Here is a 15197-nt window from a genome sequence, read left to right on the forward strand (position 1 = left end):
AGGTGGTGGCGCGTGTGCGGACCGCCCCCGGACGCGTTCGCACCCTACGATCGGGGCATGACGCTCCTGCTACGTCTGATCATCAACGGTGTCGCGATCTGGCTCGCCTCGGTCTGGGTGACCGGAATCGAGATCAAGAGCCCCGACGACACCACCGCCAAGAAGCTGCTCGTGATCGCGGCCATCACCGTGGTGTTCGCGATTGTGAACGCCCTGATCAAGCCGATCGTGAAACTGCTGTCACTGCCCCTGGTGGTGCTGTCGCTCGGCCTGTTCCTGCTGGTGATCAACGGTTTCATGCTGTGGTTGACCGCCAAGATCACCGAGACCACCCAGTACGGCCTGCGGGTGGACGGGTTCTGGGCGGCCGTCTGGGGTGCGATCATCATCACCCTGGTGAACTGGGTGCTCGGAATCCTCGTCCCCGACGAGGACTGACCTCAGCCGAGGCCGAGCGCGAGGCCCGTGGCCACCGACCAGATCAACAGTGCCAGTCCGGTACCGGCGAGAGCGGGAATCAATCCCGGCCCGTTCTTGCCGGTGCGGACCGGCTCATTGGCCTTGAGGGCCAGCGGCAGCGCCACCAGGCCGACCAGGGCCCACGGCGTCCGGGCGGCCAGGGCCAGCGTGGCCAGGAACGGCACCGCCAGCAGCACCACATGCAGTGTGCGGGTGCGGGTATCGCCGAGGCGCACCGCGAGCGTGGTCTTGCCCGAGACCGAATCGGTCGGGATATCACGCAGATTATTGGTGACCAGCACCGCGCTGGAGAACGCGCCGACGGCGATCGCGCAGGCCAGTCCGGCCCACTCCGCCCGCCCGGCCTGGACGAACTCGGTGCCGAGCACCGCCACCAGGCCGAAGAAGACGAAGACCGCGATCTCACCGAAACCGCTGTACCCGTACGGGTTCCGGCCGCCGGTGTAGAACCACGCCCCGGCCAGGCAGCCCGCCCCGACCAGCAGCAGCCACCAGGCGCTGGTGAACACGAGGATCAGGCCCAGTACCGCGCCGAGCGCCAGGCAGCCGATAGCGGCATTGCGCACGGCGGCGGCACTGGCCAGCTTCGAGCCGACCAGGCGCAGGGGGCCGACCCGGTCGTCATCGGTGCCGCGAATACCGTCGGAGTAGTCATTGGCGTAGTTCACGCCGATGATCAGGGAGAGCGAAAGCAGCAGGCACAGTACCGCTTTCCACCACACCGCCCCGTCGATGGAGGCCGCGGCCCCCGTGCCCGCCAGGACCGGGGCGATCGCGTTCGGCAGAGTGCGCGGCCGAGCGCCCTCGATCCACTGTGCTGCTGTAGCCATGCATCGCAGCCTAATCTGAGGCCGGGGCCGACACCTCCCGGCGCCCGCCCCGACCTGGGAATGGCGGTCGCGGCCCTGTTCAGGCCGTGCGGCGGAGGTCGTTCCGGGCGTGGGGGAGGCGCCCTCAGGACTCGGCGGCGGCCTTCAGCTGGGCGAGACCCTTGTCGAAATCCTTTGCCAGCATGCGGTCCATCGGGAGAAGCTTGGCCAGGAGTGCCATCGCTCCGGTGCGCTCGCCGGTCATCCGCCAGGTGACAGCGGTGCCGTCCGGCTGCGGACGGAATTCGAAGGTGACCTGATTGGTGTTCTTGATGGGCTTCTCGAAATTCAACCGGATGCCGATGGCGTCGGTGGTGGCGGAGGTGATCTCCATATTGCCGCGACCGGCCTTGCGGTTTCCACTCCAGAAGTACCGGGCGCCGATGCCCCGATCGGCCCCGCTGTAGGTGCGCTCCATGGCCGGATCCACGTTCTCCCACGGCGACCACCGCTGCCACTGGTGGAAGTCGTCGACGAGCGCCTGGATCTGCCCGGGATCGGCCTTGATGACCGTTTCCCGGTGGATGTCGAATTCGCTCATGGACCGAGCGTAGGCGACCGCACCGACGGATCCGGCGAATCCGGCACCCCCGGTGTCGCTCACCTAGGATTGACGAGGAATGTTTTCGCAAACAGGCAGTTCTAGCAGCGCCGGGACCACCCGGCCGGTATCCGCAGGCGACACGGTTCTGGTAGCCCTGCTGGGCGAGGTCGCGCTGCGGCGCGACGGTGCCCAGGCCGCGGTGCCCGGTAGCGCGCCCAGCGCGCTCGCACCCGTACCTGGCGCACGTGCCCGGCTGCTCGTAGCTGCCCTGGCGACTCACCCCGGACGCAGCCGCAGCGCGCAGGCGCTCATCGAGGATGTCTGGGGCGAGGACCCCCCGCGTGCCCCGATGAATGCCCTGCACACCCAGGTCTCCCGGCTGCGCTCCGCACTGCCCGAAGGTGCACTGGAAATCGGCCCCGCCGGATACCGCCTGGTCCTAGCTCCCGATCGGGTCGATCTCACCCTGTCCCAGCACCTGGAAACCCAGGCGCGCCAAGCACATACGGCCGGCGACGGCCCCGCCTGTCTTGCCCTGATCGCCGAGGCTCGCAACCTCTGGCGCGGCGATCCGGCCGCCGACCTTCCCTCCGGGCCGGTCGCCGAGGAGCTGGCCGGCCTGGCGGCCGCCCGCCGCCGGTCGCTGGACGTGCTCGAACTGTCCGTACGCGAAGCGATCGGCGATCTTGCGGGTGCACTGGAACTGGCTCGCGGTGCGGCGGCCGCGGAACCCTTCGACGAACCCGCCCACGCCACCCTCATGCGACTACTCGCCGCCACCGGACGTGCCAACGAGGCACTGGACGTCTTCGCCTCACTGCGCACCCGGCTGGTGGACCAGCTCGGCGCCGATCCGGGGCCCGTGCTGGTCGCACTCAATACCGCGCTGCTGCGCGGTGAACCGCTGCCCGGCGCTCGCGCTGCGCCGAATGCCGCGGCTGGACCGAATCACCCTCCGGGGCAGGGGCGTCCGGACGCGAATTCCGCGCAGTTCGAGGGCGGGGAATCGGGCCGTCCGTGGTCTGAATCCATTGCGGGGCAGGCTGTTCCGGTCGCCGGTGGATCCGGTGGCAGAGGGGGTTCGGCGCAGGCATTGCGGATGGTGTCGGCGGCGCAGCACGCGGTGGGGACGGAGTACGAGCCCGCCGGGGCGGCGATCGGGTTGCGGGCGGCGCCGAATCCGCTGCTGGGGCGCGAGGCGGATATCGATGCGCTGGAACGGTTGTTGCGCAGTTCGCGGGTTACCACCGTGCTCGGGCCCGGGGGTACCGGGAAGACTCGGGTGGCGAACGAGCTGGGTGCGCGGCTGGCGAGTGAGCAGACTGTCGCGCTGATCGAATTGGCTTCGCTGCGGGCCGATCCGGAGGAGACCGCGGAAACGCGCGTCGAGATCGAGGCGACCATTGCCGCGACGCTCGGTGTCGGTGAATTCAGCCGGGACGCCAATGTGCTTCGGACGGCGCGGAACCGGGATCTGCGGCAGCGCCTGCGGGAAGCGCTGAGCTCGCGGCCGATGCTGCTCATCCTCGACAATTGCGAGCATCTCATCGACGCGGTCGCGGAGGTGGTAGCCGATCTCGTCGGCGCCAGCGAGCAGCTGACCGTGCTCACCACCAGCCGGGCGCCGCTGGAAATCACGGCGGAGACCGTCTATCCCTTGCCGCCCTTGCTGATCGACGCGCACGGCTCCCCGGCCACCGATCTGTTCACGGCGCGGGCGCGGGCCGTGCGGCCCACGGTGCGACTGGATCCGGAGGTGGTGGCGCGACTGTGCCGCATGCTGGACGGCTTGCCCCTGGCCATCGAACTCGCCGCCGCGCGGACCAGGACGATGAGCGTGGAGGAGATCGAATCCCGGCTCGATCACCGATTCGCCCTGCTGCGCAGCGGAGATCGCAGTTCCCCGCAGCGGCATCGCACGCTGCACGCGGTCATCGAGTGGAGCTGGAACCTGCTGGACGGCGAACAGCGCACGGCGCTGCGGCGACTGTGCCGGTTTCCGGGCGGGTTCACCCTGTCGGCCGCCGAGAGCGTGATCTCCGGCCCCGAAATCCTCGATGCCGCAACGGCTATCGATGGACTAGTGAGTCAATCCCTGCTCACCGTGCTGGAGTCGGACGACGCCGAATACGACGTCACGCGCTACCGAATGCTGGAGACCGTCCGCGAATTCGGCGAGGAGCAGCTCGTCGCGGCGGGCGAGGCCGATCTTGTCATGGCCCGGATGAGTGACTGGGCAAGGGAATTCGCGCTCGATGTGGCTCGTCGATACAGCGGCGCCGATCAGCTGTCCGTGGTGTACGGCGTTGCCGCCGAACTCGACAATCTGGTCGCGGTACTGCGCTATGCGATCGATCGGCGCGATCTCGCCACCGCGCACGCGGTATATCCGGTGCTGGCCATGATGTGGATCATGCGCGGCGCACACCTGGAATTCGTGAGCTGGGCGCCGCGCATCATGGCGACGCCGCTGCGGCGGGGTTCGCTGACTTCGGCCGAAGCCGATCTGCAGATGTTCGGCCAGCTGATGCTGGGCTTGCACGTCATGTACCTGGGCTCGGGTCCGCGCAATGCGGCGGTGGTGCGCACCGGGATTCGGCGCCTGGTGCGCGACGGCGCCGCATTGAGCCCGGTATTCCGTTTCCTCGGCGAGCTTGCCACCGCACCGTCCAACAGCTGGCAGTTGGCGCGCATGCTCGGTGACGGCGTCCGCTCCGAGGATCCGTCCACCCGCGTCGCCGCCCTGCTGGTGCGGGCGAATATTCGCGAGAACGCCGGGGACGTGTACGGATCGATGCGGGATGCGGTGCAGGCCTTGGGTTCCGGCGTCACCGAAGACCTGTGGGGGATGGCCATGGTGTGCCAGCACCTGGGCGGCATGTACGGGCAGTCCGCGCGCTACGGCGAATCGGTCGACTACTACCGGCAGGCCGCTGATCTGCTCGTAAAATTGCGGGCCCACGACGAGAGCGTGGAGATCCGGAGCCTGCTCGCCTGCTCTCTGGTGGGTATCGGCGAGATCGAGCTGGCCCGCCGCGAGCTGGATCCGCTGCTGGCCGGCGCCGGTATCGATCTCACCGCCACGCAGATTCTCCCCTCACCCAACCATCGGCGCGCCAATGTCTCCGCGGGGTTGGCCGAAGTCGAACTGGCCGAAGGCGATATCGATACCGGGCTGCGCCGCTTCCGTCAGACGCTGGTACTCATGGCGTGGCCGAACGGGGCGGTTGCGCCGGGTCCCGCCGATGTGATGGTGGCGGCCGCCGTCGTCGATGCGCACGTGCTGTACGGCCGCACGGACGAGGTGCGCGAGGTGTTCGGCCAGCTGGTGGAGCTGGCCGACGAGCGGCTGGGGCAGTTCTGGGATCTGCCGCAGATCGGTTCGGTGGCGAGCGCGGTGGGCAGCTACCTGATCGCCACCGGTGCGAATATCGAGACCGCACTCGAGCTACTGGCCCTTTCGCCGAAAGTGTTCGCCCGCCAGGACTATCCGTCCATGAACTGGCAGCGCCATGTGGATCTGCACCGCGAAGCGGTCGGGGCGGAGCGCATGGATGCGGCGCTGGCCGCCGCCTCGGTCCGGAATCGGCGGTCGGCCGCGGAGCGAATTCTGCTGCTAATCCAACGTCTTGCTGGAAATGATTGAGTCCCTGCTGATCTCACTGTCGCCGGGGTCTGTCCGCAATAGCCGCCATGCCAGCATGCCCAGTGCGGCGGCGCCGAGTATCAGCAGCACCGTCGTATCGGATACGGCCGCACCGAATCGCTGAACCGTTGTCTCCAAGTGGAATTCGGTCTCCGCGCCCAGCAGCCCCGGCAGCGCCGAGGTGCCGTCGAAGAGCAGGAACAGCGCGCCGAGCAGGATGAAGAACAGGCCGGACACCAGCGAGGTGGTGTGCAGCTCCAGTTTGCCGACGCTGAAGGTTTTGCCGCGTAACCATTTTCGCTGACCCAGGCCGAATCGATCCCACACCGAGGCCAGTACGAACAGTGGCGCCGCCATACCGAGTGCGTAGACCGCCAGCAGCAGGCCACCCTGGACGGGGGAGCCGCCGACCGCCGCCACCGCGAGGATGGAGCCGAGAATCGGCCCGGCGCAGAATCCGGCCAGGCCGTAGACCAGGCCGAGCAGATAGACGGCGCCGGATTTCTCCGGCCGCCCCTGCCGGGCGGCGGCGCGCTGCGCGAAGCCGAAGGAGAAGCCGCGGCCGAGGATCTGGAGTACGCCGAGGCCGATGATGACGGCGCCGCCGACGGTGATGAGCAGCTCCCGGTGTTCCGAGAACAGCCGTCCCGCAAACGATCCCGCGATTCCCAGCGGTACCAGGGTGGTGGCCAGGCCGAGATAGAACGCCGTGGTCCGGGCCAGCAGTCTGCCCTGTGAATCGAACGAGTACGCGAAGAAACTGGGCAGCAGCAGTGCGCTGCACGGGCTCACCAGTGCCAGCAGACCACCCAGGAAGGCCGCGAAAAAGCCTACGGTGCCGCTCATTCCGCGTGCTCCGGGGCAGCGGCGCGGGCCGCCTCGATAACCGCCTCGAACTGTTCGATCGGCTGCGCGCCGAGAATCGGGCGGCCGTTGATCAGGAAGGTCGGTGTCGAGGACGCGCCGAGCGAGTACGCCTCACCGGCATCCTGGCGCACGGCGGTGGCGGCGGCGGGGGATTGCTGGTCCGCACGGAACTTGGCGATATTCGCGACGCCCGCCTCCTGTGCCAGCTCGGCCAGGTGGTCCGGGGTCAGTGCGCCGGTGTTCTTCTTCTCGGGGGCCTTCGCCTGCAGCGTGTTGTGGAATTCCCAGAACCGGCCCTGCTGGGCGGCGGCCCAGGCGGCGCGGGCCGCGTTCTCCGATTCCTGGCCGAAGATCGGGAAGTTGCGCCATTCGATCCGCAGTACGCCCTTCTCCACGTACTTCGAGATGAGCTGGGGTTCGATGGTGCGCCCGAAGGTGCGGCAGAACGAGCATTGGAAGTCGGAGTACTCGATCAGCACCACCGGTGCGTCGGTGCGGCCCAGCGCCAGCGGATCGTGCGCATCCCGCCGGGCCAGCTTCGCGAGTTCGGCGTAGAGCGGATTGGTCTGAGCGGACTGCGCGGCTTTCGTCTCGGATTTCTTGTCAGCGCCGAGCATGTGGAAAGCGGCAATGGCAAGCAGGCAGACCGCGGCCGCAGCGGCGAGTCCGGCCAAGAATTTCCTATTGCTGTTCCGGGCGGTGTTCTGGCTGTTTTTGGGCATGCGAATACTCCTGGACGGCAACGTCCGGGTCGACGGAAAAGTGCTTCAGGACGTGGCTGTACGCCGAATGTCCTAAATGATCAGCACAGTCGTCAGATGCGGAGCCGCCACCGGCAGGGTGGGCGCTCGCGGCCGAATGTCATACGAAAGCCACTGTGTGGCAGCGAATTGCGGAATCGTCCCGAGACCGGCCGGGACCAGTTGATCTCCGGCGGAGCGGGGTGGCGCGGCGAGCTGTCCCATCGGGTCCGAGCTCGGACTGTCGTGCTTACCGCAGACGGGAACCGTATTACCTGCGACGGCGGCGGTCTGTACGGAGGCCTGCTCCGGCTGCGCTGACGCCGCGGCATATGAGACCTGTTGTCCGGAGCCCCATTCCGCTGTCGCCGCGACCATCCCGGCTATTGCGAAAAGACCCGCCAGCAGCACAGCGCAGGACAGCCGAAATGGCTTTCGGCTGTGCGGGGCGCGGCAGGAATTCACTGTCCCGACCATAACAGGCCGACTTCGGGGCAATGCGGAATGCCCGCCCACCAGGGTGGACGGGCATTCCGCGGGAATTCGGCCCAGGGCGGGAATTGAACTCAGGCGTGGCGCATGTACGCGCGCAGTGTGAGCGGGGCGAAGATGGCGATCACCACGACGGAGCCGATGAGCGACCAGCCGAGATTGGCGGTGACGCCGGTGCCGTTCATCAGATCGCGGGCCGTATTGACCATGTAGTAGACCGGATTGGCCTTGTCGATGCCCTGCAGCCAGCCCGGCATCTTCTCCACGGGGGAGAACGCGCCGGACATGAAGGTCAGCGGGAACATGATCATCATGGAGATGCCCTGCACGGCGGCGGCGCTCTTACCGGTCACACCGACCAGCGCCCAGACCCAGCTGACCGCGAAGGAGCAGAACACGACCACCAGCATGGCGCCGACGACACCGGCCAGGCCGCCGTCGGGGCGGTAACCGATGCAGATGCCCACGATGACGGTCAGCACGGAGGCCAGGCCGTACCGCACCATATCGGCGAGCAGCGCACCGGCCAGCGCCGAAATACGGGCGATGGGAAGGGATTTGAAGCGATCGAAGACGCCCTTGTCCATATCCTCGCGCAGCTGGGTGCCGGTGGTGACCGAGCTCAGCACCACGGTCTGCACCAGGATGCCGGGAATCAGGATGGGCAGATAGGCCGAGACGCTGCCGCCGATGCTGCCGCCGAAAATGTAGGCGAACAGCGCGGTGAACAGGATCGGCTGCACGGTGACGTCGAACAGCTGTTCCGGGTTGTGCTTGATCTTGAGGATGCCGCGGTACGCCATGGTGAGCGAGTTCGCCGCGGTCTGCTTGAGGCTGATGTGATTACTGACATCCGGTATGGGGGCCGGGGCTACCGCCGCGTGCCGCCCCGCCGGAGCCGTGATGGTGGTGGTCATGCCGCGCTCTTTTCGGAATCGTTGGTCTCGTCTTCGGCGCCGTGGCCGGTCAGGGCGAAGAACACCTCGTCCAGGCTGGGCTTGCTGACATTGATCTCTTCGACGCGAATGTCGTGCTCGCGCAAGCGGATCAGAATGTCGGTGGTGACGCTGGGGTCGGGCAGCGGAGCCGTGATGCGGCCCGCCTCGGGGCTGATGGCGGCCTCGACCGGCTTGCCCGCGGCGCGGGAGAGGTACTCCGAGACCACGGTGCGCGCCTCTTCGATGCGGTCGCGATCGCCCAGGGTGAGCTGCAGTGCGGACAGGCCGACCGAGCCCTTCAGTTCGTCGGAGGTGCCGTCGGCGATGACCTTGCCGCGGTCGATCACCGCGATCCGGTCGGCCAGCTGATCGGCCTCGTCCAGGTACTGGGTGGTGAGCAGCACCGTCGAGCCCTCGCGGACCAGGCGGCGGATGGTCTCCCACATCTGGGCGCGGGTGCGCGGGTCCAGACCGGTGGTCGGCTCGTCCAGGAACAGCAGCGGCGGGGCCGCGATCAGGCTGGCGGCCAGATCGAGCCGGCGCCGCATACCGCCGGAGAAGTTCTCCAGCGACTTGTTCGCGGCCTCCTCCAGCCCGAACTCCTCCAGGAGTTCGGCGGACTTGCGCCGGGCGTCGGCCTTGGACAGGCCGAGCAGCCGCGAGAAGATCACCAGATTCTCAGTGGCGGTGAGCTTTTCGTCGACGGATGCGTACTGGCCGGTCACGCCGACCAGTTTGCGCACCGCATTGGGTTCGGTCAGGACGTCGCGGCCGAAGATGCGGGCGCTGCCGGCGTCGGGCTTCATGAGGGTGGCGAGCATGCGGATGGTGGTGGTCTTACCGGCTCCGTTGGGGCCGAGTACGCCGTATACCGCGCCCCGCGGAACCGCCAGGCTCACGCCGTCGACAGCCCGCTGCTCCCCGAAGACCTTGACCAGCCCCTCCGCCTCGATGGCGAGTGCCTCAGCAGGTGTGTAAGAAGTCATGACACACACTCTGCAGACCGGGTCTTACATGCCCCATGCATCGCTCTTGCATGGGCGCGCAAGGCCCGCTTGCACGGGGTTTTCGCAGGCCACCGCCGGTGTTCCGATGGCGGGCCGCCCAGGCCACGACGGTCGGCGCCGGGCTCCCCGGGAATCGCGCCGGGGCTTGTTAGCCTGTCGTCCAGCTCTTTGCTCTCTCGCCAGTTCCCCCGGTTCTTTCCGCGCGTTATGGATTGCGAGGTTCCGTTGAGAGTCGTCTCCGTCACCCTGACCGCGGCATTGACCGCGCTGACCGCGGTGGTCACCGCGGTCAGTGCGCATGCCGCGCCGCTCGACCTGGACACGTCGGATGCGCAGCCCGCCGCCACGCATTCGGATGCGCCGGGGTCGGATCAGTTGCTGCTCAGCTGCCCGGCGCTGCCGGACGCCGACGATCCGCTGGGACCGATCCCGCCGCGCGATCCGCTGTGCGGGGAGAACGATATGGATCTGGCGGGAGATGTCTACCTGCGCAGCAATGCCTATCGGCGGCTGTCCACCATTTACGGCCCGGATGTCGCGGTGAGCATCATCGGCAACAACCACTATCAATTGCGCGACCACTCCGGGAATCTGATTCTCGGCGAGGATCGCAGCACGCTGCACCATGTGCCGTTCGGCCGTGAGATCCCGCCGCCGCTGCCGGGGAATGCGGCGGATCTGACACCGCATGAACAGGCGGTCCGCGAGGGCATGTCGCGGGTGACGGTCGGAGTCATGCAGGGTGTCGTCTACACCGGCGATCTCACCGATATGTCGGCCTACCTGACCACGCCGATCGGCTCCCTCATCGTGCAGGCGCCCGGCACCGGGGCCGACCCGACCCAGCCTGGGCCCGGTGGTGAGCGACAGTTGCAGCTGCTCAACAACTTTCAGGCGCTGGACGCGCAGGGCCGATACGTGATGGGCAATACGCTGACGCTCGGCTCGCCGATGGCGCTGTGGCCCGATGCCGCTGTGCCCTGCCCGGTCGGCACGGTGCCCATCTCGCACCTGCCCTCGCGCGCGGATGCGCTGCAGGCCGCGGCGGCCGGAAAGCCGCTGCGCGCAGCGGATCTGCCCGATCCGACCTGTAAGGCTCCGGCGAGCGTGCCGATCACCGGCTTGGTCGATGATCCGTCCGGCCAGCCCGATCAGTCGGCGCCCGGGCCGAAACCGCAGACCGATCCCGTGCAGCGGCAGAAGGACATCAACGACGCCTACAGCGCCGTGGGCACCCAATTCGGCCTGGCCGTTGCCCTCGGCGCGGTCCTCGGCGGCGCGACCGGCCTCGCCATCGGCTGTCTCGCCGGCGGCATCGGTGCCGGAACCGCGGGCACCTTCTCCGCGGCCCTCGCCGGCACCGCCACCGGCTTCGCGGGCGGTTGCCTCACCGGCGCAGCCATTCTCGGCAGCATGGGCGGCACCATCGGCAGCCTCGCCATCGGCGTCCCGGTCGGCATCATCTCCGGCGTCAACGCCTACAACACCCTCCGCCTCGAGGGCGACGTAGCCCGCAAGCCGATCGCGGGCGTCACGGAGTCAGCCCCCGCGCAGGTGACCGAGACACCGCAAACAGCCGGCGCGCGTGAGCAACTCACCACAGCCGGCATCCCGCCCGAACTCGCCGGAGCAGTGCCCGCGGACCTCGCAGCAGCCCTGCCCACCGACCTCATAGCAGTCGCATCGTCGCAAATCGGCGCTGCCGCACCGATGCTCGCAGCTGTCGCGCCGCCGGCGCTGACCGACCTGCTGCCCACCCTGTTCGCCCAGCCTGCCCCGTCGACTATCTGACGGGGCCGTAGCGCGCACTATCGACGGTCCGCCCCATCATCCGGCGGACATCGGCCGGGATCCATCGCAACCGCTGTGTATCCCGGCCACCAGCATCCCGGGATTGACGAGGGCGTGGGATGGCGAAGCGCGCCTGATAGTCCGGGTGGCGGGTCGGTCAGTTGGGGGAGGTGGTGAGGAGGAGTTCGCGGAGTTTCGCGCGGTCGGGTTTGCCGGGGCCACGGAGTGGGAGTTCCTGCAGGACTGCGAGTTCGCGGGGGGCGGCGATGGCGTCGAGTTCGGCGACGACGTGTTCGCGGAGTTCGTCGAGGGTGGGGGCGGTGGCGCCGGGGGTGGTGACTATGGCGGTGACCACGCGCTGGCCGAGGCGGGCGTCGGGGAGACCCAGGACGACGCATTCGGAGATGGCGGGGTGGGTGATGAGGACGGCCTCGACGACCTGGGGGAGAACCAGCAGGCCGCCGGTCATGATGGCCTCGTCCAGGCGGCCGGAGATGTTCAGGACGCCGTTCTCGAAGGTGCCCGCGTCCTCGGTGCGGAACCAGCCGGGTTCGGCGAAGGCCGGATGCTCGGGCTGATTGCGGTAGCCCTTCGCGAGCATGGCGCCGCCGAGCATGACCCGGCCGTCCTCGATGCGCACCTCGGTGCCGCGCAGGGGAATGCCCTCGTAGACGCAGCCGCCGCAGGTTTCGCTCATGCCGTAGGTGCGGAACACCGTGATGCCCGCGGCGCGGGCGCGATCCAGTACCGGCTTCGGGGTGGCTGCGCCGCCGATGAGCACCGCGTCGAGTTCGGCGAGGGCCGCGGCCGCCGCGGGCTCGTCGAGGGCCTTGATGAGCTGTGTGGGCACCAGCGAGGTGTACCGCCGCGGCCCGCGCATACCGGCGATCGCGCCGGGCAGTCCCTCGGGCAGGAATCCGTCCGTGACATCGAGCACGGCCGGTTCGGTACCTGAAAGGATGCTGCGCAGTAGCACCTGGATGCCTGCGATGTGATGGGTGGGCAGCGCCAGCAGCCACTGCCCGGGACCGCCGAGGCGCTCATGGGTGGCGTCCCCGCTGGCTCGCAACGCCGAGGCGGAGAGCATGGCGCCCTTGGGTATTCCGGTGGTACCGGAGGTGGTGACCACCAGCGCCACATCGTCGTCGATCTCTTCGCCGGGGCGCAGATTGCTGCTGAGTCGTTGCGCCTCGCGGCGATCGGCCGTGGGCACCGGCAACCACGTGGGCCCGGTGCCTTCCAGGGCTTCACGCAGATGCGGCAATACTTCGCCTACCGATGCGCCGGTGGGCATGGGAAGAATGCGGAGGGTATTGCTCACGTTCGCGATCGTGTCATCTCGTGGGGTGGTTGCGCACCTAGGGGGGTCCGCCGCCGGGGTTCGATGGGGTCGGTCGAGCTGTCAGTCGGACGTCGGTGTCGCCAGCGGCCATCCACCGGCTGCCAGCCGGGAGGCCACTCGAGCGATATCGTCCTCGCCGGGTTGCTCCTTGGCAACTCGGGCGATGGCGGCCTCGATATCGGCGAGCGCGATCTCTCCGGTGGCCACCCGCTCGCTCACCAGATCCTCGACCACGAGATGCACCTCGTAATCGGTGAGCCGGCGATGCAGCACCGCCAGCAGCGCCACGTAATCGGACTGCGGAATGCCCTGTGGATAACCGGCTTTGAGCCAGTCCAGGACCTTCTGCAGCACATTGGAACGCTGCTGCGGCGCCGGGGTGGGGTCGGTGTTCGGCGGTTCGGGGGTGCTCACCAGCATGCCTTTCGATCCGGCGGCGTCAGGCGCCGAGCAGATGAATTCCGAGTCGGGTCGCGAGGAAGCCGCGTGCGATGAACAGCACACCGGCCACCACCGCGATCATGACCACGGCGAAACAGACGGTGGAGACCGTGAGCGCCACGGTCCGGGTGGATCCGGTGGCGCCGTCGTCGAGCTGCGCGCGGTAGCGAATGCCCAGCGCGAAGACGACGGGCAGTCCCGCGCCGAACACCAAGGCGGCCACGGTGACCCGCCACAGGTCGGTCAGATTGGACAGGAAGGTGTGCATCGCGTCGCGCTCCTATCCGAGGCCGTTGCCGGCGTGGTGATCGGTGCGGGCCGGTGCGTCCGCGGCGGTCTCGCCCTGCCAGTCGTCGTTCACATTGTGCGAGTTCACGGCAGTCTGCCTGGAGCGCATCCAGATTGCCCCGGCCACCACGATCAGCAGCGCGAATACCACCAGCACGCCCGCGGTTCCGCCGATGGCGTCCAGGATGCCCCAGCAGAGCGCGCCGACCACACCGGCCAGCGGCAGCGTGAGCACCCAGGCCACGACCATGCGGCCCAGCACGCCCCAGCGCACCTCCGCGCCGGGCCGCCCGAGGCCGGAGCCCAGGATGGATCCGGTCACGGTCTGCGTGGTGGACAGCGGCAGGCCGAAATGCGCCGAGGTGAGAATGATCGCCGCACTGGTGGATTCGGCCGCGAAGCCCTGCGGCGGCGCGATATCGACCAGGCCCTTGCCCAGGGTGCGGATGATGCGCCAGCCGCCCAGGCAGGTGCCCGCGGCAATGGCGACCGCGCAGGACACGATCACCCACAGCGGCAGTGGATCGCTGGCTTTGGCGGAGCCGTGCGCGATGAGCGCCAGGAAGATGATGCCCATGGTCTTCTGCGCGTCATTGGTGCCGTGGGCCAGCGACACCAGTGAGGCCGAACCGATCTGCCCCCACCGGAATCCGCGATTCACGGACTTCTCGTTGCTGCCGCGGGTGATGCGATACACCGCCCACGAGCCGAGCGCGGCGACCAGCGCCGCGACCACGGGTGCGGCCAGCGCCGGAATGATGATCTTGGCCAGCACACCTTTGTTGCCGGCGCACCAGATCACCCCGTCCCAGCCGAGCGCCGCGATGGTCGCGCCGATCAGCCCGCCGAAAAGCGCGTGCGAGGAACTGGACGGCAAACCCAGCAGCCAGGTGAACAGATTCCAAAGAATGCCGCCGACCAGTCCGGCGAAGACGATGTCGAGCAGTGCCCGCCCGCTCACCTCGGAGAGGTCGACAATGCCCTCGGCGACCGTCGCGGCCACGGCGACGCTGAGGAAAGCACCGACCAGATTGAGCGCTCCGGAGAGAAGTACCGCAGTACGCGGCGGGAGCGCACCGGTCGCGATCGAGGTCGCCATCGCGTTCGCGGTGTCGTGGAATCCGTTGGTGAAGTCGAATGCCAAGGCTGTGAGAACAACGATCAGCAGAACGAGCAGTTCGGCAGACACGACGCCCAGTTTGCGCTATCCGGTGAACGCCGCGTTAACCGACGCCCCCGGAAAAAGATCACAGCTACATACGTGCTAAGGGTTTCGCGCATGGTGAGCGACACACCCGTGCGCGGCGTGTCATCGACCCGAAAGGTGTGGCGTGTCGATCATTTCGGCCGTGAACGACTGTCCCGCCGGATCGGATGATCCTCGGGCACCTCGACCAGCACGATCGGCACCCCGTCCGGATCGCGCACCCACATCTCGATCAACCCCCACGGTTGCAGCTCCGGCTTCTTGTCGATCGGCACCCCCGACAGTGCCAATTGGACCGACGCCGCCCCGCAATCGCGCACCTGCAGCCAGATCGCGCCCCCGAATCCCACCGGTGCGTCGTCACCGCGCCCGTGCCCCGCGACCTCGATGAGGGACTGCCCCGCGAAGAACACCGTGCCGCCCGGATACTCCCGGGCAATCGCCAGGTCGAGCGTGTCCCGGTAGAACTCCAGCGTGCGCTGGTAATCCACCGGCCGCAGGATCAACCGACTGCTGAGAATCTCCATGTCCACTGCCTCCGCTTC

Annotated in this window: 15 protein-coding genes; 3 read left to right on the plus strand and 12 right to left on the minus strand. The window is 68.1% G+C overall.

Going from position 1 to position 15197, the window contains the following annotated elements; all coding sequences use genetic code 11:
- Nucleotides 1-57 precede the first annotated feature (57 nt).
- Nucleotides 58-438: a phage holin family protein gene (locus ABZX86_RS33215; RefSeq protein WP_355129249.1), complete on the plus strand. Its 381-nt coding sequence runs from the start codon at nucleotides 58-60 to the stop codon at nucleotides 436-438.
- A 2-nt stretch (nucleotides 439-440) separates the two neighbouring features.
- Here ABZX86_RS33215 and ABZX86_RS33220 read toward each other — a convergent pair whose 3' ends face one another.
- Together ABZX86_RS33220 and ABZX86_RS33225 are read right to left on the minus strand one after the other, a co-directional pair.
- Nucleotides 441-1310, minus strand: a complete 870-nt coding sequence (locus ABZX86_RS33220) for a 1,4-dihydroxy-2-naphthoate polyprenyltransferase (RefSeq protein WP_355129251.1) — start codon at nucleotides 1308-1310, stop codon at nucleotides 441-443.
- Nucleotides 1311-1434: 124 nt separating this feature from the next.
- Nucleotides 1435-1890 carry an SRPBCC family protein gene (locus ABZX86_RS33225; protein WP_355129253.1) on the minus strand — a complete coding sequence of 152 codons (456 nt, stop codon included), beginning with the start codon at nucleotides 1888-1890 and terminating at the stop codon, nucleotides 1435-1437.
- Between the two features lie 79 nt (nucleotides 1891-1969).
- On the opposite strand from ABZX86_RS33225, the gene ABZX86_RS33230 reads away from it, so the two are divergent.
- Nucleotides 1970-5539, plus strand: a complete 3570-nt coding sequence (locus tag ABZX86_RS33230; RefSeq protein WP_355129255.1) for a BTAD domain-containing putative transcriptional regulator — start codon at nucleotides 1970-1972, stop codon at nucleotides 5537-5539.
- On the opposite strand, the gene ABZX86_RS33235 is transcribed toward ABZX86_RS33230, so the two are convergent.
- The 5 genes from ABZX86_RS33235 to ABZX86_RS33255 form a co-directional block, all read right to left on the minus strand.
- The gene (locus tag ABZX86_RS33235; RefSeq protein WP_355129257.1) at nucleotides 5510-6385 is read right to left on the minus strand and encodes a cytochrome c biogenesis CcdA family protein; all 876 of its coding nucleotides are present in this window, start codon (nucleotides 6383-6385) and stop codon (nucleotides 5510-5512) included. The two genes, ABZX86_RS33230 and ABZX86_RS33235, sit on opposite strands and share 30 nt — an antisense overlap.
- Complete coding sequence (locus ABZX86_RS33240) at nucleotides 6382-7128, minus strand: DsbA family protein (RefSeq protein WP_355129259.1); 747 nt, start codon at nucleotides 7126-7128, stop codon at nucleotides 6382-6384. Before ABZX86_RS33240 ends, ABZX86_RS33235 begins: the two co-directional genes overlap by 4 nt.
- A 72-nt stretch (nucleotides 7129-7200) precedes the next feature.
- Nucleotides 7201-7611 (minus strand): hypothetical protein, encoded by a 411-nt coding sequence (locus tag ABZX86_RS33245; protein ID WP_355129261.1) that lies wholly within the window; start codon nucleotides 7609-7611, stop codon nucleotides 7201-7203.
- A 101-nt stretch (nucleotides 7612-7712) separates the two neighbouring features.
- A complete protein-coding gene (locus tag ABZX86_RS33250; protein ID WP_355129263.1) occupies nucleotides 7713-8555 on the minus strand; it encodes an ABC transporter permease in 843 nt (280 codons plus the stop codon).
- Nucleotides 8552-9562: an ATP-binding cassette domain-containing protein gene (locus tag ABZX86_RS33255; RefSeq protein WP_355129265.1), complete on the minus strand. Its 1011-nt coding sequence runs from the start codon at nucleotides 9560-9562 to the stop codon at nucleotides 8552-8554. Before ABZX86_RS33255 ends, ABZX86_RS33250 begins: the two co-directional genes overlap by 4 nt.
- A gap of 246 nt (nucleotides 9563-9808) precedes the next feature.
- On the opposite strand from ABZX86_RS33255, the gene ABZX86_RS33260 reads away from it, so the two are divergent.
- A complete protein-coding gene (locus tag ABZX86_RS33260; protein ID WP_355129267.1) occupies nucleotides 9809-11374 on the plus strand; it encodes a hypothetical protein in 1566 nt (521 codons plus the stop codon).
- Nucleotides 11375-11531: 157 nt separating this feature from the next.
- Here ABZX86_RS33260 and menE read toward each other — a convergent pair whose 3' ends face one another.
- From menE to ABZX86_RS33285, 5 genes are all read right to left on the minus strand, one after another.
- Entirely contained in the window at nucleotides 11532-12668 is a 1137-nt protein-coding gene (gene menE / locus ABZX86_RS33265) for an o-succinylbenzoate--CoA ligase (protein ID WP_355129385.1), read from the minus strand.
- Nucleotides 12669-12776: 108 nt separating this feature from the next.
- Nucleotides 12777-13130: a DUF3349 domain-containing protein gene (locus ABZX86_RS33270; RefSeq protein ID WP_297610249.1), complete on the minus strand. Its 354-nt coding sequence runs from the start codon at nucleotides 13128-13130 to the stop codon at nucleotides 12777-12779.
- 25 nt (nucleotides 13131-13155) lie between these two features.
- A complete protein-coding gene (locus ABZX86_RS33275) occupies nucleotides 13156-13425 on the minus strand; it encodes a hypothetical protein (protein WP_355129270.1) in 270 nt (89 codons plus the stop codon).
- Nucleotides 13426-13437: 12 nt separating this feature from the next.
- The gene (locus ABZX86_RS33280; RefSeq protein WP_355129272.1) at nucleotides 13438-14634 is read right to left on the minus strand and encodes an inorganic phosphate transporter; all 1197 of its coding nucleotides are present in this window, start codon (nucleotides 14632-14634) and stop codon (nucleotides 13438-13440) included.
- Between the two features lie 149 nt (nucleotides 14635-14783).
- Entirely contained in the window at nucleotides 14784-15179 is a 396-nt protein-coding gene (locus tag ABZX86_RS33285) for a VOC family protein (protein WP_327142411.1), read from the minus strand.
- Between the last annotated feature and the right edge of the window lie 18 nt (nucleotides 15180-15197).

The organism is Nocardia sp. NPDC006630 (genome assembly GCF_040611495.1).
Lineage (GTDB): Bacteria > Actinomycetota > Actinomycetes > Mycobacteriales > Mycobacteriaceae > Nocardia.